This is a genomic window from Achromobacter sp. 1011811831, assembly GCF_059760905.1.
On the sequence record NZ_JCBANG010000083.1, the window covers coordinates 12,014 to 29,945 of the forward strand.

At 62.1% G+C, this 17,932-nt stretch carries 21 protein-coding genes and 1 pseudogene; 12 read left to right on the plus strand and 10 right to left on the minus strand.

Going from position 1 to position 17,932, the window contains the following annotated elements; translation table 11 throughout:
* Positions 1-8: 8 nt before the first annotated feature.
* The 5 genes from AC6LJ9_RS24500 to AC6LJ9_RS24520 are packed head-to-tail and all read right to left on the minus strand — an operon-like array spanning position 9 to position 4,195.
* A complete protein-coding gene (locus tag AC6LJ9_RS24500; RefSeq protein ID WP_003092280.1) occupies positions 9-278 on the minus strand; it encodes a VirB3 family type IV secretion system protein in 270 nt (89 codons plus the stop codon).
* Positions 275-661, minus strand: a complete 387-nt coding sequence (locus AC6LJ9_RS24505; protein ID WP_000150010.1) for a TrbC/VirB2 family type IV secretion system protein — start codon at positions 659-661, stop codon at positions 275-277. The genes AC6LJ9_RS24500 and AC6LJ9_RS24505 overlap by 4 nt, the downstream gene beginning before the upstream one ends.
* The gene (gene trbB / locus AC6LJ9_RS24510) at positions 658-1,728 is read right to left on the minus strand and encodes a P-type conjugative transfer ATPase TrbB (RefSeq protein WP_023093367.1); all 1,071 of its coding nucleotides are present in this window, start codon (positions 1,726-1,728) and stop codon (positions 658-660) included. Before trbB ends, AC6LJ9_RS24505 begins: the two co-directional genes overlap by 4 nt.
* Positions 1,725-2,201 (minus strand): ribbon-helix-helix protein, CopG family, encoded by a 477-nt coding sequence (locus tag AC6LJ9_RS24515; RefSeq protein ID WP_000085131.1) that lies wholly within the window; start codon positions 2,199-2,201, stop codon positions 1,725-1,727. Before AC6LJ9_RS24515 ends, trbB begins: the two co-directional genes overlap by 4 nt.
* Positions 2,198-4,195, minus strand: a complete 1,998-nt coding sequence (locus AC6LJ9_RS24520) for a conjugal transfer protein TraG (protein ID WP_001163195.1) — start codon at positions 4,193-4,195, stop codon at positions 2,198-2,200. The genes AC6LJ9_RS24515 and AC6LJ9_RS24520 overlap by 4 nt, the downstream gene beginning before the upstream one ends.
* Positions 4,196-4,500: 305 nt before the next feature.
* Here AC6LJ9_RS24520 and AC6LJ9_RS24525 point away from each other — a divergent pair, with 305 nt between their 5' ends.
* The 3 genes and pseudogenes from AC6LJ9_RS24525 to AC6LJ9_RS24535 form a co-directional block, all read left to right on the plus strand.
* Positions 4,501-5,406, plus strand: coding sequence for a LysR family transcriptional regulator (locus tag AC6LJ9_RS24525; protein WP_023093368.1), 906 nt, complete (start codon positions 4,501-4,503; stop codon positions 5,404-5,406).
* 281 nt (positions 5,407-5,687) lie between these two features.
* On the plus strand, positions 5,688-6,218 hold the full coding sequence (locus AC6LJ9_RS24530; protein ID WP_000043569.1) for an SRPBCC family protein: 531 nt from the start codon (positions 5,688-5,690) through the stop codon (positions 6,216-6,218).
* Positions 6,219-6,319: 101 nt separating this feature from the next.
* A pseudogene (locus AC6LJ9_RS24535) lies at positions 6,320-6,499 on the plus strand (integrase core domain-containing protein); the annotation flags it as partial.
* A 228-nt stretch (positions 6,500-6,727) separates the two neighbouring features.
* Here the strand turns inward: AC6LJ9_RS24535 and AC6LJ9_RS24540 are convergent.
* The 4 genes from AC6LJ9_RS24540 to AC6LJ9_RS24555 form a co-directional block, all read right to left on the minus strand.
* Positions 6,728-7,045, minus strand: coding sequence for a DMT family transporter (locus tag AC6LJ9_RS24540; RefSeq protein WP_000539741.1), 318 nt, complete (start codon positions 7,043-7,045; stop codon positions 6,728-6,730).
* Positions 7,046-7,103: 58 nt separating this feature from the next.
* Entirely contained in the window at positions 7,104-7,367 is a 264-nt protein-coding gene (locus AC6LJ9_RS24545) for an EexN family lipoprotein (RefSeq protein WP_000717310.1), read from the minus strand.
* A 32-nt stretch (positions 7,368-7,399) separates the two neighbouring features.
* Positions 7,400-8,305 (minus strand): LysR family transcriptional regulator, encoded by a 906-nt coding sequence (locus tag AC6LJ9_RS24550; RefSeq protein WP_000405670.1) that lies wholly within the window; start codon positions 8,303-8,305, stop codon positions 7,400-7,402.
* Positions 8,306-8,398: 93 nt separating this feature from the next.
* On the minus strand, positions 8,399-9,598 hold the full coding sequence (locus tag AC6LJ9_RS24555; RefSeq protein ID WP_498149554.1) for a TolC family protein: 1,200 nt from the start codon (positions 9,596-9,598) through the stop codon (positions 8,399-8,401).
* 362 nt (positions 9,599-9,960) lie between these two features.
* Here AC6LJ9_RS24555 and AC6LJ9_RS24560 point away from each other — a divergent pair, with 362 nt between their 5' ends.
* From AC6LJ9_RS24560 to AC6LJ9_RS24600, 9 genes are all read left to right on the plus strand, one after another.
* The gene (locus AC6LJ9_RS24560; protein ID WP_498149555.1) at positions 9,961-10,725 is read left to right on the plus strand and encodes a TetR/AcrR family transcriptional regulator; all 765 of its coding nucleotides are present in this window, start codon (positions 9,961-9,963) and stop codon (positions 10,723-10,725) included.
* Positions 10,619-10,984 (plus strand): efflux RND transporter permease subunit, encoded by a 366-nt coding sequence (locus tag AC6LJ9_RS24565; RefSeq protein ID WP_498149556.1) that lies wholly within the window; start codon positions 10,619-10,621, stop codon positions 10,982-10,984. The genes AC6LJ9_RS24560 and AC6LJ9_RS24565 overlap by 107 nt, the downstream gene beginning before the upstream one ends.
* Positions 10,985-11,064: 80 nt before the next feature.
* Positions 11,065-11,412: a DMT family transporter gene (locus tag AC6LJ9_RS24570; protein ID WP_038421338.1), complete on the plus strand. Its 348-nt coding sequence runs from the start codon at positions 11,065-11,067 to the stop codon at positions 11,410-11,412.
* A gap of 15 nt (positions 11,413-11,427) precedes the next feature.
* On the plus strand, positions 11,428-12,048 hold the full coding sequence (locus tag AC6LJ9_RS24575) for a DUF3313 family protein (RefSeq protein WP_000837791.1): 621 nt from the start codon (positions 11,428-11,430) through the stop codon (positions 12,046-12,048).
* Positions 12,045-12,335 (plus strand): hypothetical protein, encoded by a 291-nt coding sequence (locus tag AC6LJ9_RS24580; protein ID WP_498149557.1) that lies wholly within the window; start codon positions 12,045-12,047, stop codon positions 12,333-12,335. The genes AC6LJ9_RS24575 and AC6LJ9_RS24580 overlap by 4 nt, the downstream gene beginning before the upstream one ends.
* Positions 12,335-13,201: an MlaE family ABC transporter permease gene (locus AC6LJ9_RS24585; RefSeq protein WP_122169101.1), complete on the plus strand. Its 867-nt coding sequence runs from the start codon at positions 12,335-12,337 to the stop codon at positions 13,199-13,201. The genes AC6LJ9_RS24580 and AC6LJ9_RS24585 overlap by 1 nt, the downstream gene beginning before the upstream one ends.
* A complete protein-coding gene (locus AC6LJ9_RS24590; protein WP_155936418.1) occupies positions 13,195-14,019 on the plus strand; it encodes an ABC transporter ATP-binding protein in 825 nt (274 codons plus the stop codon). The genes AC6LJ9_RS24585 and AC6LJ9_RS24590 overlap by 7 nt, the downstream gene beginning before the upstream one ends.
* Before the next feature lie 91 nt (positions 14,020-14,110).
* A complete protein-coding gene (locus AC6LJ9_RS24595; protein WP_000433686.1) occupies positions 14,111-15,040 on the plus strand; it encodes an MlaD family protein in 930 nt (309 codons plus the stop codon).
* Between the two features lie 92 nt (positions 15,041-15,132).
* Entirely contained in the window at positions 15,133-15,732 is a 600-nt protein-coding gene (locus tag AC6LJ9_RS24600) for an ABC-type transport auxiliary lipoprotein family protein (RefSeq protein ID WP_003124411.1), read from the plus strand.
* A gap of 66 nt (positions 15,733-15,798) precedes the next feature.
* Here AC6LJ9_RS24600 and AC6LJ9_RS24605 read toward each other — a convergent pair whose 3' ends face one another.
* Positions 15,799-17,802, minus strand: coding sequence for a relaxase/mobilization nuclease domain-containing protein (locus AC6LJ9_RS24605; RefSeq protein ID WP_000132148.1), 2,004 nt, complete (start codon positions 17,800-17,802; stop codon positions 15,799-15,801).
* Positions 17,803-17,932 lie beyond the last annotated feature (130 nt).

Genomic DNA, 17,932 nt, shown 5'->3' on the forward strand with positions numbered 1-17,932 from the left:
TCCTCCCCTCACACGTCCAGAAGCGGGCGGTGTTTGATATGCCGCGCGAAGACCTGCATGAACTGCGGATCGACGCGCGCACCCCATACGGCCAGCGAGTGGCCGACGATCCAGAGCACCACGCCGGGAATCCACAGTTGCAGGCCCAGCCCGACGGCGGCGGCTAGCGTGCCGTTGGCAATCGCCACGGTGCGCGGCGCACCGCCCAGCAGGATCGGCTCGGTCAGCGAGCGATGCAGCGGCACTTCAAAGCCCGGAAGATCGGTGGCCTTACTCATACGACGGCCCCTCCGGAGAAGCTGAAGAACGACAGGAAGAACGAGGACGCGGCGAACGCGATGGACAGGCCGAACACGATCTGGATCAGCTTGCGAAAGCCGCCGCTGGTATCACCGAACGCCAGCGCAAGCCCCGTCGAGATGATGATGATCACCGCCACGATCCGGGCGACTGGCCCTTGGATGGATTCGAGGATGGAGGTCAGCGGCCCTTCCCACGGCATCGAGGAACCGGCGGCCTGCGCCGTGCCCGCCAGCAACAGCATCAGCGCGGCCAGCAGCAGCCCTTGCCCTGCGGGACGGGCCAGGTGGCGCAGCCGCGCCATGCTGGACAGGCGAGAAATAGGATTTACGGAAAGACGGAAAGCATCAACGTGCGTCATGGCAGTTCTCCAGGTTGGTCAGGGGTCGAGGAAGGCGCAGCGGCAGCGGCTGCAAGAGGAACCGGCGGCAGCTCGGGAAACGGCGTTTCCAGCGCATCTGTCAGGCGATAGCCCGCACCGTCGAAGCCGACGACACGGGAGATGGTTTCGACGTGACGTTTGCGGCCACGGCCTGCGATGTGAATCACCACGTTGACCGCCTCGGCGATCAGGGCGCGGGGCGGATTCACTGCCACTTCGAGGATCAGTTGCTCCAGACGCAGCAGTGCGCCCAAGGCGGAGCCGGCATGGATGGTGGCAATGCCGCCGGGGTGGCCGGTGCCCCAGACCTTCACCAAGTCCAGGGCTTCGCCGCCACGCACTTCGCCGACGATCACGCGGTCAGGCCGCAGGCGCATCGTGGCCCGCACCAGCTCGGTCATTGTGACGACGCCGGCGCGGGTGCGCAGCGGCACATGGTCGCGGGCCGCGCATTGCAGCTCGATGGTGTCTTCGAGCACCAGCACGCGGTCGCCTGTGGCGGCGATCTCGGCCAGCAGCGCGTTCGCCAGCGTGGTCTTGCCGGTGCTGGTGCCGCCGGCGATCAGGATGTTCTGCCGCTCGCGCACGGCGCGGCGCAGGAACTCGGCCTGCCCGGCGGTCAGGATGCCGTCGGCCACGTAGCGATCCAGGCCGATGATGCTCACGGCCCGCTTGCGTAGCGCGAAGGCTGGCCCCGGGGCGGCCGGAGGCAGGATGCCCTCGAAACGCTCGCCGGTTTCCGGCAACTCGGCGGTCAAGAGCGGCTGGCCGCGATGCACCTCCGCGCCGACATGCGCGGCGACCAGGCGGATGATGCGTTCACCATCGGCCTCGGGCATCTCCACGCCCAGCGGCGAGCGACCCGACGACAGCCGATCCACCCACAGGGTGCGATCGGGGTTGAGCATGATTTCCACAACATCCGGATCTTCGAGCGCAGCGGCGATCAGCGGCCCCATCGCCGTGCGCAGCATCTGGATGCGGCGATCCTGGGACGCCGCGGCGGATGAGCGAGATTCAGGCGGAATCTGCGGAACGGCACTCATGACGCACGCTCTGCAGCTCGCTCATCGGCGGACGCCATCGCTGCTGCGTCATCCATCCGCATCGGATCGGGGTGCAGTTCCTCCACCACGTCGCGCACCAGACTGCGGCCACGCAGCAGGTGGCGACCCAACTGCTCGACGAACTGCTCGAAGCGCGCTTTGCCCTGGGCGCGGGCCGCGTCCTTGTGGGCTTCTGGCACCGGCGTGCTGATGGTCAAGAAATAGCGGATGAACAGCGCCAGCGTTTCGATCTGGATGTTCTGGTCGCGCTCCATGCGTTCGGTCTGCCGCGACAGTCGATCCAGCCGCTTGGCAATGGCGGCCTCACGCTGGTCGCCCGCATCGGGTGACAGCCAGGACGCCAAGGCCGCTGCGACGATGGAGGACTTGGACACGCCTTTCTTGGCGGCAAGTTCATCCAGGCGCTTGGCGTGCTCGGGCTGGATGAAAAGATTGAGGCGGTATTGGCTCATAGGTCGATTCCGTCGTTGGGGTCGAGAGAAGCCAGCCGGGCCGTGCGCTGCATGGCCGGGTCGAGCTGGCCGGGAAGCGGGAGCGCCAGGTCGTCGTCATCGAGCAGCTCCAGGTCGTTCGCACACGCGTCCAACTCGGGCTCGTAGGCGACGGTTTCGGAGAGTTCGAGCTGGCGGCGCGGGCCGCCGTCATCGGTGCCGCCCGGACCATCGGCGGATACCGAGGTCGGCGCCGTAGGTACGGCCGGGATCGCCAAGCCGCTCCAGTCGTCGGGGCGGGCTGGCGGCGCGTCGGCGTACCTCCCGACTGCGAGCACGGGCGGTGGCAGGACGCGATCCTTGAAATTGGCGTCGACGTAGTAACGCAGCTTCTTCGCGCGGATCGGGGCAACGCTGGACACCATGACTACGGCGTCCTCAGGTGGAAGCTGCATCACCTCGCCGGGCGTCAGCAGCGGACGTGCAGTTTCCTGACGCGACACCATCAGGTGCCCCAGCCACGGAGCGAGGCGGTGGCCCGCGTAGTTGCGCTGCGCGCGAAGCTCGGTGGCGGTGCCGAGGGTTTCGGAAATCCTTTTCGCCGTCCTTTCGTCGTTGGTGGCGAAAGTCACCCGGACATGGCAGTTGTCGAGGATGGAATGGTTCTGCCCATACGCCTTGTCGATCTGGTTCAGGCTTTGAGCGATGAGAAAGCTGCGGATGCCGTAGCCGGCCATGAAGGCAAGCGCGGACTCGAAAAAATCGAGGCGACCCAGCGCCGGAAACTCGTCCAGCATCAGCAGCAGCTTGTGCCGGCGCGCGATGCCATCGCTGCCGTCGAGCGATTCGGTCAGCCGCCGCCCGATCTGGTTCAAGATGAGCCGGATCAGCGGCTTGGTGCGGCTTATGTCGGAGGGCGGCACCACCAGATAGAGCGATACCGGGTGCTCGGCGGAAATCAGGTCGGCGATGCGCCAATCGCAGCGCGATGTGACTTCGGCCACGGTCGGGTCGCGGTACAGGCCGAGAAACGACATGGCGGTGGAGAGCACGCCCGATCGCTCGTTGTCCGACTTGTTGAGCACTTCGCGGGCAGCGGATGCGACAACCGGGTGAGGCGCATCGCCCAGGTGCTTCGTCGTCATCATCCGGTGCAGCGTCAGCTCGAACGGACACGCCGGGTCGCTGAGGAAGTTGGCGACGCCGCGCAGCGTCTTGTCCTCGCCTGCGTACAGAACATGCAAGATTGCACCGACCAGTAGCGCGTGGCTGGTCTTCTCCCAATGATTGCGCTTCTCTAACGCACCTTCAGGGTCAACCAGAATGTCGGCGATGTTCTGCACGTCGCGCACTTCATGTGCGCCGCGCCGGACTTCAAGCAGCGGGTTGTAGGCGGCCGACTGCCTATCGGTGGGGTTGAAAAGCAGGCAGTGCGAAAAGCGCGAACGCCAGCCCGCCGTGATCTTCCAGTTCTCTCCCTTAATGTCGTGAATGACGGCGGACGCCGGCCACGAAAGCAACGTAGGCACCACCAAGCCCACGCCCTTGCCCGAGCGCGTGGGTGCGAAGCTCAGGACATGTTCCGGCCCCTCATGTCGGAGGTATTGGTCGTCGTGTTGGCCGAGGAAGACGCCCGCCGGGAGGGTCAGTCCAGCTTTGCGGATGTCGACGGCATCGGCCCAGCGTGCCGAACCATAAGTCGTAACCAGCCGCGACTGCCGAGAACGCCATACCGACATGGCGATGGCGACGAGTAAAGCGAACAAACCGCTACCACCCGCAATCGCACCGCCTGTGTCGAAGACGTGCGGCGCGTAGGCATCAAAGAAGAACCACCATTCGAACAAGCGCCACGGGTGATAAACCGGTACACCTAGAAGATCGAACCAGGGCGATCCGAGGCGTACTTGATAGCCAAGGGTCGCTGCTGTCCATTGTGTGGCGCCCCAGACGCCGGCGATCACGATGCCGATTACCACAGCGATCTGGCCGAACAGAACGTTCGTCCCTTGCATGACCTGTCCTCCGATTTCTCCTGCGCTGGTGTCTCATTGAAAGCGTTGCACAGGGGGTGTCGCAGGCGTCAGGATCGGTTCTGGGCTAGTGCCGGTCAAAGACCGTTCGCAGCACAATGGTCGAGGGAAAAGAAAGAATGAGCGCGGTGGCGAGTCAAAGAAAAGCGCCGCAAGCGAAAGCGCACTGCGGCGCATACAGAGTTCCAAGCAAGTTACCCAAAAAAAGCCGTCAATGGGCCTTGCTTCCACTCATAGGCAATATTTAGATATCATGAAAAACGATGATATTTAAGATTGGAATAAAAATGAAAAATATCAAGAGTATGGATCTCAACTTGCTCAAGGCGCTGGACGCATTGTTAGACGAACGCAATGTGACACGGGCGGCGGCCCGTCTGGGACTAACCCAGCCGGCCTTGAGTGGCATGCTGACGCGGTTGCGCGAGAGCTTCGGTGACCCGCTTTTCGCGCGCTCGCAGCGGGGTATCGTTCCAACGCAGCGGGCGCTGGATCTAGGGATGCCTGTCAAGCAGGTGCTCGCCGAAATCGACGCGCTGCTCCAGCCACCTTCCTTCAATCCGGCCACCGCACAACTGACCTTCTCCATCGCCGCGACGGACTATGCGCTGCGTGCCGTTGCTGTCCCATTTCTATCGGCACTTAAACGGCACGCACCGCGTGTACGAGTCTCATTAGTGCCAGTCGAGAGCGGGCAGCTACAGAACCAGCTTGAGCGCGGTCAGATCGATTTAGCCCTCCTGACGCCAGAGATCACTCCGCCAAATCTGCATGCCCGAGAGCTGTTCAAGGAACACTATGTGTGTGTCCTGCGGGAAGACCATCCTGCGGCTATGGGGCGCAAGCTGACCGTTAAACAGTTCTGTGCTCTCGACCATGCGCTTGTTTCCTACGATGGTGGAGGTTTCCGCGGCGTCACCGACGATGCGCTAGAACAGTTGGGCAAACGACGCAGCGTCACACTGTCGGTCAAGAGCTTTCTGATCTTGCCAGACATCCTGCGTGCCAGTGACATGGTTGCGATCTTGCCGAGCCGCTTGGTCGCCGGTATGGACAAGCTGGCTATCTCCCTGCCGCCGGTGAAGATACCGGGGTTCACCAAGACGGCTGCTTGGCACGAACGCACCCATCACGATCCAGCACATCGCTGGATACGAGCACTGCTGTTCACTTCCTGTGCTAACAACAAGTAGGCAAGATCGCTCCTATCGTCATGCTCAGCACAACTCTACCTCGCACTACAAATAAGCAATCAGTCGGCTCAATTGGAGACGCGCCCTTTCGTAGCGCCGCTGCGAGATAGCCTAGTCGGTGGATGGCAGAACCTAGGCCTTGATATCATATTTTATGATATCAAAAATAGAAACTTAGGATTTCACTTATTGCAGATGGAGGCTCATGATTTGCTCCATGACCACTTGAATGACGCAGCCACCCCTGTTGCGTCATCGACATTTTGTGAAGGAGCTTCGATATGAGCAAGCAACAGAACGCCATCCTCTGGCCCGAAGGCTACACGCCGGGCTTTACTGAGAATTTCGCCTCCAATGAGATCATCGCCGCCGGCTTGAGCGCGGCCGACGTATGGCCTCTACTCGTCACACCATCGCTGTGGCCAAGCTACTACGCCAACTCGGCTAACGTGTGCTTTCATGACGGCAAAGGCCCGGTACTGGCCGACGGCGATCGGTTTTACTTCGAGACCTTCGGCTTCCCGGTAGAGGGGCAGTGCAACGAATACGTGCCACCTGCGGATGGGCAACCCGGCCGCGTGGCCTGGCACGGCTGGTCCGGCGAGGAAGGCACAGATACGCGCCTGGATGTGCATCACGCCTGGCTGGTTGAGAACCTGGACGGCAGGCGCGTGCGCATCCTCACGCAGGAAACTCAGAAGGGCAAACCGGCCGAGGAGCTGCACAACGCCAAACCCAACCCGATGATCAACGGCCATCAGGACTGGCTCGACAGCTTGGTCGAGGCAGCGCGCAAAGCCAAGCAGGCGTAGTGGTCTCCGGCCGCTTGATCCCAAGCGTCTGAACGGAGAAAACCATGATGAGAACTCCCCTCAGGATTCTGCTGGTCCTGACTTCGCAGGCAACGATGGGCGACGAACTGCTCAACCGCGAATGGTTCCGCAGTCGGACCGAAGCGAAGGTGCTGATCGAACGTTGGCGACAGTTCTACAACGAGCAGCGGCCGCATAGCGCGCATGCTTACAAACCGCCGGCGACGATCCGGCGCAACTGGATCCAATCCGATAGCATCCCCTCCGAACTCACTGCCTGACTGGCTACAAAGTTCGTACTCAGGTCACCTTGGCGCAGGCACTGAAGGTGGAGCCACCCGGAATGGGTGCTCCCACCGCCTTACGCGCACTGGCTCGAACTCTCCCGAGGCGCCGGCAAGCTCGTCACATAGCGACTAGAGAGAGGAGGTGACCGTACGAGTTCCCAGCGCCCGATCCACTCTGGGAGCTGGGTCGCCTAGCGACTACGCTACCAATGGAGCTAGCGATCAACTCGATAACTTGAGCGTGATAACGCCCAGGATGATCAACGCCACGCCAAGGTATCGCATCAGGGAGGTTGGGTCGCCATAGAAATGAATTCCGACTAAGAAAGTTCCCGCCGCTCCGATACCCGTCCACACCGCATAAGCAGTCCCAATCGGTATCTGACGCTGAGCAAGCCATAGGAAGGCGCCGCTAATTGTCATGAAAGAGACGGCTACTGCGACCCCACTCCAACGCGATGTTGGCTCTTGCGCCATTTTCAGCCCGACCGGCCATCCGATTTCAAACAATCCAGCCAAAACAAGATAGATCCAACCCATTGCGATTCTCCTTCAAATTTTTCATATCCGGCATACATACTCCGGCATGACCACCAGCTTAGAACTTCGGCGGCTCTTTAGGCGTGGTGTGGGGCACATCGCCATCTTCGTAAAAGCGCTTTCGCGTAGCCTCGGCAACCCGGTTACATAGTTGGTCGCCCAGCATTGGTCGATCCAACTTGCATTGCTTGCGCAACTCTTTCAGACGCTCAGGATTGAGCGCTAATTCATCGACTGTCGGAAGGTTGGCTTTATCTGGTTTCCCAGATGGGCTGCAGGCTGCCAATGTCGAGGAAAGCAATATGAGAGCAATCTTCTTCATGGTTAATTTTCTTTGGGAGATTGTGTGATGGTTTACCGCCGACCTTTGGCATCTGGAGATTTGATCGAATGAACGCGTTCCATGAAGCGAGTCAGCATTTCTGACGGCTCGCTGGCCGGCCGTAGTAGATAGGTCGTGAGCATTGGCGAACGTCCAGTCAGCGGCCGTGCGACCACCCCCTGTTCCCTGCTGGCTGTGATATGCGCGCCTCCTGTGAGGCCTAGTGCAAGTCCCGCCGAAACCAGGACCATCATTAGATCGCTGGAAGTCACGCGTTCGGCAATCAGTGGCTCTATGTCCACGCGACGTAGCACCCGTTCAACTTGCCGAGCATGGCCCTCACACGCCACCGCGTCGCAGAGCACCAGCGGATACCGCAACAGCTCTTCTAGGGGAATCTGTTTGTGGGATAGCAAGGGGTGCCGTGCGGGCACAGCTACCATCAGAGGGTCACTCCACACCGGCACGGCGATGATGCCTTCGCCGACTTCATCCGATTGAGCGAAGCCGAGATCGTACAGTTCGCCACACAATCCCTTGATTTGCTGTGCCAAAGGCACCTCGAAGAAGCGAACTTCCACTTCCGGCTCTTCCTGCCGGCAGAGCGCCAACAACGCAGGCAGGCGCGATGGCGTGATTCCATCAGACAATGCAATACGGAGCTGGCAATGAAAGCCATTGGCTGCGGCGTTCACACTGTCGCGCGCCTGCTGCAAAGCTGCGAAGACACGCGGCACGCTCTCAAAGAAGAGCCTGCCCGCACGAGTCAAGCGGGTGCTCCGAGTGGTTCTCGCAAATAGCGCTACGCCCAACTCTTCCTCAAGTTCCTTGATGGCGCGCGACAGCGGCGATGTCTCTATGTGGAGGCGCTCTGCGGCTCGGGCAAAGTGCAGCTCCTCTGCCACCGCCAGAAAGTAGCGCAGGTGTCGAATTTCCATGTTCGCATTCCTCATCACTCAGGCCTCACCACCTTCGCCTTGCGTCACGCTATTTAGCTAGCCTTCGCAAGCTGCTCCAGCATGTTTCTGCGATCAAACAGGAGAGCCGGATAATGCTTTTGCCAGGACGCCCCATTGCATGGCTGTCTCGGCCCGCGTGCGGATCAGCGAAGCCTGCGCTGACAGCACCCCGGCCTCAGCCTCGGCCACCACCGTGGCGTCCACTTGTCCCGCCTCGAACAGACGTCGGCTGCGATCGAGCTGACGCTCCGCGACTGCGACACCCTCGGCCTGATGCTCCAGTGCTGCGTGCTGCGTATGCCAACCGAGATATGCGTTCTCTACGTCCTGCAAAGCACTCAACAAAGTGCGCTCGAACTCCGCACGGGCAGCTCGGCTGCGCGCCTCTCCGGTCTCGATGCCGGCACGGATCGCGCCACCATCGAAGATCGGCAACGACACCCCGGCCCCAAGTGAAAAAATGTTTCCAGTGATGCGGGTTCCCACACTCTCTACGCGCTGCCGTCCGCCGCTCAGGTCCAACACCAGCCTGGGGAAGCGTTCGCCTTCGGCTGCGTTCCAGCGCGCGGTTTCGGCGGCGAACTTCGCTTCGGCGGCGCGCACGTCGGGCCGCTCACTCAGCAGGTCCGCAGGTATGCGTGTCGGTGTCCAGTCCGGGACGGCGAGCGACGCAAGAGTTGGGGAAGCTGCAGGCGCTCCGGGCGTTTGTCCCACTAGTACATCGAGTGCATGCGTCGCCTCGCCGCGCGCACGCCGCAGTTGCTCTTGCTCCACGCGCAGTGCGACGACGCCGGCGCGGGTACGCTCGATGTCGAAGCCGGTAGCTTGTCCGGCCTCGAACTTCCGTTGCATCAGCAAGACGAGTCGTTCTGCGGATGCCAGCCGCGCCGCGGCTAGCGCTTCGAGCTCACTGGCTTGGCGCTGCTGCACAGCCGCCGACACTGTTTCAAACGCGACCTGCCACCGCGTGGCAACCCACGCTTGTTCGGCTGCCACCGCATCCAGGCGCGCACCTTCTGCTGCCTGCGAAAGCCGTCCCGACAGGTCTGCCTCCCACGATGCGGACAACGTGGCGCGGCCATCATTGCCGATTGCAACGTTCTCTGAATAGTCGCGTCCTCGAGTTGCCTGCGTGCCCGCGGACAACGAGGGGAGCAGGGAGGCCCGTGCTCGCCGCGTGGCGGCCGATGCCTCGTCCACGCGCGCTCGCGCAATCGTCAGCCCGTGCTCGCCGCGTGGCGGCCGATGCCTCGTCCACGCGCGCTCGCGCAATCGTCAGTTCGGTATTGCGCTCCAGCGCCGCCCGGACCAAGGCATTGAGGTGCGGATCGCCGTAGGCCGTCCACCAATCGACGGGAAGAGTACGGCGGGACGATTTGTCCAAGATGCCTTCACCTCCCTCTTCATTTGAGAAATGGGCCGGTACATCCAGGCGAGGTGGATCGGCAGAGTGCGGGGCATGGCTGCAGGCCGCAAGAAGCAGTAGCGGAGAAATCATGGCAATGAGGCGATAGCGTTCAAGAATTTGAGACATGGCAGCTCCTTGCGTTCCGAAAAAGTCTTGACGGACTGTTGTATGGCTTCTACTATACCGTCTGGACTGTATATGACTCAAGCTTTTTTGGAGCACGACCATGCCGCCCCGCGCGAAAACAAAGTTGCCCCCCCCGTCCACTGCCCATAGCAGCGCCGATGCGCAGCCCGGCCTCCAGCAAGGAGCCCAGCGAACTCGCGACCGCATCCTGCAGGCCGCCCGCGAACTGGTGCTGGAGGAAGGTGCCAGTCGCTTGACACTGGACGCCGTCGTTGTGCGGGCCGGGTTGAGCAAAGGGGCGTTTCTCTATCACTTCAAGACCAAACGCGATTTGTTCGTGACACTGATCGACGAGATGATCCGGGCGTTCGACGCGGTACAAGCCAATCACGAGCGCAGGTTTGCCGGAGATCCGGACCCCTGGCTGTCGAGCCAGGTGGAAGCGATGCCCGACGACGAGATGCAGAAGATGGGCGCAGCGCTGCTCGCGGCAGCTGCGGAAGATCCAACACTTCTCGACCCACTGCGCGAGTGGTACCGCGTGCAGTACGAACGCGTGCGTCGATCCCCGCGTGGCACCGAGACCGCGGCACTCATCATGCTGGCATTGGATGGCGCCCTGTTCGCCGATCTTCTGGGTTTGCCAATACTCGCACCCGCAGAGCGGCGGCATTTCTTTCGGGCGCTCCAGGATCTCGCCTCGGGCCATCTCGAACTTGTCCCGGCAAAAGGACGCACATGGTACACCTTTCAGCTTCATGGCGACCTTCGGCGTACTGGCCCTGTTCGGGATCATTGTCAACAACGCCGTGCTCTTGCTGGAACGCATCGACCAGGGGCTAGCGGAAGGCCTGCCACGCCATGAAGCCTTGGTTGGGGCCGCGATACAACGGCTTCGTCCAATCGTGATGACCAAGGTCACCTGCATTTCGGGACTGGTGCCACTCATGCTCTTCTCCGGACCATTATGGAAAGGGATGGCGATCGCGATGATCGGTGGGCTGGCACTCGGAACGCTGGTGACGTTGGGCTTGATTCCGCTGCTTTACGAAGTCCTGTTTGGAATCAAGCGAATTGGGCCGTGGAACCTGAGTGTCGCCACCGCGCATGGAGATCGCTCATGAGTCTCTTGCGAGCCGCCGCGTGCTGCGCATTCTCAGAATTCGTATGCACCCACGCTTCATGCGTATGTCTCGCTAGGCTTATGCGATTCAGCACCCATCCGCTGATCTGGAAATCCTGGTCGATTGTCATTGCCGCAGGGGTTCTAGGAGCGGGCTATCCACTGGGCCTGCGGGCCATCACGGCGGGCGGTCCGATGCGCTGGGTCGGCCTCTGTGTGGCAGTGACGTGCATGGCGGCCAGCGGCGCACTTTTGTGGTTCGCGCTCAAGCGGATTCCGATCAGCGCGGCCTCTGCAGCCTGGGCAGGAATCGGGCTACTTGGAAACTTGGGCGTCGGCGCCCTCCTACTAGGCGATGTCGCATCGGTAACGCGCTGGTCTGGCACCGCCCTCATCGCAGCAGGCATTGCCTGTCTTAGTTTCGTTTGATCAAGGAGACCCATTATGAAGAGCAAAACTGCATTGATCCGCGGCGGCATCTTTTTTTGCGTAGCAGGCGCGCTCTCTGGATGCGCGACCAACAGCATGACGCGCTCCGGATTTCTCGGCGACTACGAGAAGTTATCGCCGACACGATACGAGAACGTACTGATGTACCGCGCAGCGGGATTCGAGCCCAAGCGTTATGCCGCTGTCGTGGTGGAAGAAGCGCAGATCAAGACCGCCTCGGGTCGCATCGATGGGCTCGATGACGCGCAGCAGCGCGAAGTGCTAGACCATGTGACGAGCGAACTGAAACGCCAGGAAGGCAAAAGTCCCGCCCCCCCAGGTGGCGCGGGACAGGTTCGGGTGCGTGTAGCGGTCACCGAACTGCAGACACCGAATCGGGCAGTCAATGCAATGACGACCCTGCTGGTTGGACCCGTGACGACGGGTGGTGCCAGCCTAGAGTTCGAAGCAGTCGATTTAAGGACGGGACGCCGGGTTGCTGCCGCCAGTTGCTTCGAGCGCGGCAACGTCATTAAAGAGTTCGCCGGTTCGTACACATTGCTGGGTCATGCCAAAGCGGCGATCACGAACTGCATCGAGCGCATCGACAGCGCTTGGCGGGACACGCAGCCATGAGCAACGCTTCACAGGCTTGGCTCCGGCAGGATGCCATGGTCGGCGGTGATCACAAATGGCTGGCGGGTGGCGACTGGACGATAGAGCACTACGCCAGTCTGGCAAAATCCGTGTCCGCCGCCCGCATCAGTCATGCCGAGGGGTACGCCACTCCCTTACTCGACTGGACGCAAGTCCAGAGACTGGACACCGCCGGCGCGGCTCTGCTGGTGGAAATTCTCGGGCCAGACTCGATCTCGACCGGCCGGAGGCAGCTCCAAATCTGTCCTCGGATCGCCTCGCCCTAATGAGAGCGCTGGCCGCCGCTGCTACCGATCAGCAGAAGACGGAGAAAGCAGCGGTGAGCGGGAATCCTCTGCTCCGCGGTCTGGGACGCATAGGCCTGACCTTGGAACAGGGCTGTCGTGCGTGTCTTGGTCTGGCCGGGTTCGTGGGCCAGATCATCGAAACATGGAGCCGTACCGTTCGTCACCCGCGTCGCTGGCGCGCGACCTCGGTGATCGCTCAAATCCAGCGATCAGCGGTGGACGCCATTCCCATCGTGGCGCTACTGAGCTTCATGGTAGGAATGGTGGTGGCGTTCCTGGGAGCAACGGTGCTGGCCAACTTCGGTGCGAGCATCTTCTCGGTGCATCTGGTCGCCTTCTCGTTCATGCGCGAGTTCGGAGTGCTGCTCCCGGCCATATTGATTGCAGGCCGTACCGCAAGCGCGTACACCGCCCAAATCGGTTCGATGAAGGCAAATGAAGAGATCGATGCGCTTCGCTCCAACGCGCTCGACCCCATCGAGTTACTGGTGCTGCCACGCGTGCTGGCGCTTCTTGTGTCCTTGCCACTGCTCACCTTAGTAGGCATCTTGGCTGGCATTGCGGGCGGCGCCACCGTATGCGCACTGAGCTTGGAAATTCCTCCCGCACAGTTCCTTGCCATCGTGCAGGAAAAAATCGAGGTGCGCCATTTTCTTGTCGGAATGAGCAAGTCCCCGCTCTTCGCGGTGATGATCGCCGCTATCGGCTGCCATGAAGGGTTCAAGGTCGCCGGTAGCGCTGAGTCGGTAGGCGACCACACGACGTCTAGTGTCGTGCAATCAATCTTCATGGTGATCCTGATAGACGCCATCGCTGCACTGTTCTTCATGGAGATGGGCTGGTGAGCGCGGTGAAGCAAGACACCGACAACGGTGTGCGACACGCTATTGAAGTGCGCGGCCTGGACAACAGGTTTGGAACCCAGCAGGTCCATCAGGACCTAGACCTGGACGTGCGGCGCGGGGAAATCCTTGGCGTGGTGGGAGGGTCAGGCACCGGGAAATCCGTGCTCTTGCGTAGCGTCGTCGGGCTGCAGAAGCCGCATTCGGGCGTGGTCCGTATCGGGGGGCGCGACCTACTGCGAGCCCAATGGCTTGCGCGCGCGCGTATGGAGCGAAGGTTCGGCATTCTGTTCCAGAAGGGCGCGTTGTATTCATCGCTGACCGTCTTGGAGAACGTCGCTCTTCCTTTGATCGAGCATGTCGGTCTGGCGCGGCCTCTTGCCGAGCGTTTGGCAAGAAGCAAGCTGGGCTTGGTGGGGTTGCCTGCCGGAGCGGGAGACAAGTATCCGGCCTCGTTGTCCGGAGGCATGGTGAAACGAGCAGCACTGGCGAGAGCCTTGGCGCTTGATGCGAACATCCTGTTTCTTGACGAACCCACCGCAGGACTGGATCCAATCGGGGCTGCATCTTTCGACCAATTGATTCTGACCCTGCGCAATGCACTGGGCCTCACGGTGTTTCTGGTAACCCACGACCTCGATACGCTGTACACCATATGCGACCGTGTCGCGGTCCTGGCGAACCAGAAGGTACTCATCAACGACGGCATCGAGGCAGTCGAGCGCTTCAAGCACCCGTGGATACAGGAATACTTTCACGGCCCCCGTGGCCGTGCGGCCGCACAGGCCACTGGTGCTTCCAGCCAAGAGACGCAGCCATGAAACCCCTCCGCATCTGCATCATTCTTCCGTCGCGCACGCATTGGGCTGGGCGCACGCAATATTTAAACTCTGAGAACGAGGTGGTCTGATCATGGAACCACGTGCCCATCATGTATTCATTGGTCTGTTCGTCGTGCTGCTCGGTGCGATTGGTATTGGCTTCGCGCTTTGGCTCAGCGACACACGTTCCGACCACGATTACCAGTATTACCGGATTATGTTCGATGAGCCAGTGACCGGGCTTACGCCCGGCAGCCAGGTTCAGTACAGCGGAATCACGATTGGCGAAGTCGTTGCACTTTCTCTTTCACCGCGAGACCCAAGGCGGGCGATAGCGCGCGTACGCATCAATGCCACCATCCCGGTCCGGCAGGATACCCGCGCTGAATTGGTCATCACGGGAATTACCGGCAACGCGGTGATCGAGTTGAGCGACGGTGGGCCAAACGTGCCATTGCTGGATCGGAGAGAGGACGAGGAACCGTTGATCCTCGCACCACGTTCGGCGATGGCATCCCTGGTCTCCGGTGAGGGGAACAGCATGACGACACTCAACGGCATCTTGCTGCGCACGCAGGAGTTACTGTCGAAGGAGAATTTGGCTCTTGTGCACCGCAGTCTGGTGAATCTTGAACAGACCACGGGCGCGGTCGCTGACCAGAGGGCCGAGATCGCGACGTTAATCAGCAATCTGACCGAAGCAAGCAGAGAATCGACAGCTGCCGTGCGCCAAGCAAATAGCACTCTTCGCGATGCCAACCTGCTACTAAATAACGATGGTAAGCAAATCATGGTGAACACGCGTGATGCAACGGCATCCCTCGAACGCGCCGCTTTCAGGGTTGAGACGCTACTGCAAAACAATCAGGAATCGCTGAACCAGGGCTTGGCCGCCACAGGTCCTGCCATGCACGAACTCCAGCAGGCGCTGGCCAATCTAAACACCGTGCTGCGCCGACTGGATCGCAATCCGGCGCAATACCTGCTCGGTGGAGAGAACATTGAGGAAACCAAGCCGTGAACACTTCCGCCAGGATGATTCCCGTCGCTGCCGTGACTATGACGCTAGTACTCGGCTTGTCCGCGTGCAGTGTGCTTCCCAAAGCAGCTCCAATGGTCACCTACAAATTGCCCGACTATCACATCGCCCAGGCGGAGAGTACGCCGCGCGCCGTTCCGGGACCCGGGGCGCTGCGCGTCTACGCCCCTGAGAGTAGTCGCGTCCTGGATTCGGAGCGGCTGTTCATTGCGCAGCCCGATGGTCGCTTGTCGGCTTGGCAAGGAGTGCGTTGGGCCGACCCCGCACCGGTGCTGCTGCGTGACCGAATCGTCGAAGCCTTCATGCGCGATGGGCGGTCGACTTCCGTGATTACCGATAGCACCCCAATGAGCGCCGATATGGAGTTGCGCAGTACGCTGCGGGCGTTCCAGCTCGAATACCGCGGCACTGAAGCGATCGCCGCGGTTCGGCTCGATGTGCAACTGGTCGATCCGGCCAAACGGACTGCTATTGCCAGTAGACGCTTCGAAGCAATCCAAGCCACAGGCAGCAAGCGAGAGGCCGATGTGGTGAGCGCGTTCGGTGTCGCCACGGATATATTGGCCGGGCAGATCGTTGAATGGGCAGTTCAGGTCGGGGCAGCGCGTTTGCGAGTTGCACCGGAATTGGCAAGCAACCATGCACCCACAGCGTCGTCGATAAGCACAGACTAGTCGTCTTAACGGAGCACAGAAGCTAGGGCCAAAACGCTGCTCGACACCTTAACTCGGTACGACAGCCTACGGCCCCGATCCAATCCCAGGACCTCTTTGCCGTCCAACCTCCCATGACACACCGCCGCCGCGTACAGTCGCGGCGATCTGCTGCCCCAGTCGTGGCTCGATTATCGGCCGCCAAGGCACCAGACTGAATCCCATGCCGTCATCGAGCAGCGCATAGCGACCGCTGGCGAGCATGACCGAGCGCCGGTAGATGCCGGCTACGCGCTGCCCGTCTGTGACGTGCCGATGCTCCAATCCGCTATCGGCGGCAATGTGCTGGGCGGCCTGCGCCAGCTCCCGATTGCGCAGCGTTTCCAGCAGATTCCGGGAGAGAATCAGCCGCTGCCCGCGCCGCTGGGCCAGCCCCTGTTCTTCGAGGAAGTCGGCGCGCTGCTGCAAGGCTTGCCTAGCATCGCCGCCAAAGCCCAGGTCGCCCAGTCCCTTGCCGCCGCCGATCAACTGCTGATCCAGCCAGGTCGCGCCGATGACGCGGGCCTGCCGTTCAATCGGCAGATGCGATTTCAGTTCGACCGCCACGCCGCCCAGCCGCTGCGCGTCGTACTGGCGGCCACGCTCGGCCAAGTCGTCCGGCACCTTCCATAACCCCTCGGCCACGCGCTCCACGATGCCGGCCCGCCGTAGGGCTTCCAGCCGGCGGATATGGGCCGCCACAGCCTCTTGCGGGTCGCGGCCGGGCTTGGCTCGGCCTTGCTCGATCGCCAGGTGGTGATCGGTGCGGTACAGGCCATTGCTCGCCAGCGTGGCGATGTTCTTGTCGGCCGCCCGCACCTCGGCGGAACCGCGTACCTCCACCACCGCGCCGATGGGATAGTTCGCCAGCTCGTCGCGGGCGTCCAACGCGACGTAGTGGGCTTTGCCGTCCAACCCGTCGATGACCAGATAGCCGCGGTCGTGCAGCTCGTCGGCCAGACCCTTAGCAGCCACGCGACCGACGATAGTGCGGCCGTCGTCGCCCGGCTCGAACACCGCCAGCTCGCGAGGCTTGCCGCTCATGGCCCGCTGCATCGTTCGGATGATGTCGCCACGCTCGCCCAGGGCACGCAAGGTCTTCTCCGCGTCCGCATGGACGGCCCAGGTGCCGGGCTGCACCTCGTCGGCCAGGCCCAGGCGCTGCAAGTGTTGCAGGCGGCCGATCAGCAGCAGGCGCTGGCGTTGCAGCCGGGGTTCGTTGAAGCGTTCGATCTGCACCCGGCCATCCTCGCCGGCCTCGCGCTGCAACGTGCGGTCGAGGCTCGTCCACCGCTCTTGCTCCACCTCGCGCTGCAAGGTCTGCTGGATCTCCAGTTCGGTGCGCGGCCCCAGCCATTCCGTCGCCAGCTCGGCGGCGCGATGGCGGAAGCCGTGGGCGATGTAGTCGCCCGCGATGATGAGGTCTTTGCCGGTATCGTCGCGTCCGCGCACGATCAGGTGCGTGTGCGGGTTGTCGGTGTTCCAGTGATCGACCGCCACCCAATCCAGCCGCGTCCCCAGGTCGGCCTCCATCCGGTTCATCAGGTGCCGGGTGTAGGTGCGCAGGTCGTCCAGCTCCGCACTGTCTTCAGGTGAGACGATGAAGCGGAAATGATGTCGGTCGTCCTGGCAGCGTTCCTTGAAGGCATCGAGGTCGGCTTCGTCGGTCTGCGGCCCGTAGGCACGGCCCGGCTCGCCGTTCCGGCCGGCACCGTCGCGCTCGATGTAGCGCAGGTGCTTGGCGAGCGACTGCGGACTGGCGTTGCGCTGGTTGACCAGCAGCGTCTTGATGGTCACGCGCCGTGACATAGGGGTCAGCTTTGCGCCTGCGAAGCGCGCCGCCGTATGGCCGCGTCCAAGCCGTGAGCCGGGCCGCTGGCCGGCGTGCTGGCCGCTCCCGCCAGCGGTAGGACGGCGCACCGCCGACTTGCCGCCGCTGGCCTTGCCAGCCTGCTTGAGCACCTTGGAAACGAAGCTCTGGCCCTGGCCTTTGCCTCGGTTCTTCGGCGCGCCAGGGCGCACCCAGAAATCATGGTCGCCGCGGTCGGTCATGGCTGTGCTCCCTGCAAGCTCCGGCGTGTCCGAGCGTGCGAAGCACGCGGACATGCCTGCATCGGCGCGTGCCTCGCGCCCCACGCGGCACGGCGGCGAAGCCGCGCCGTGCCGCGCCACCCCCACGTGC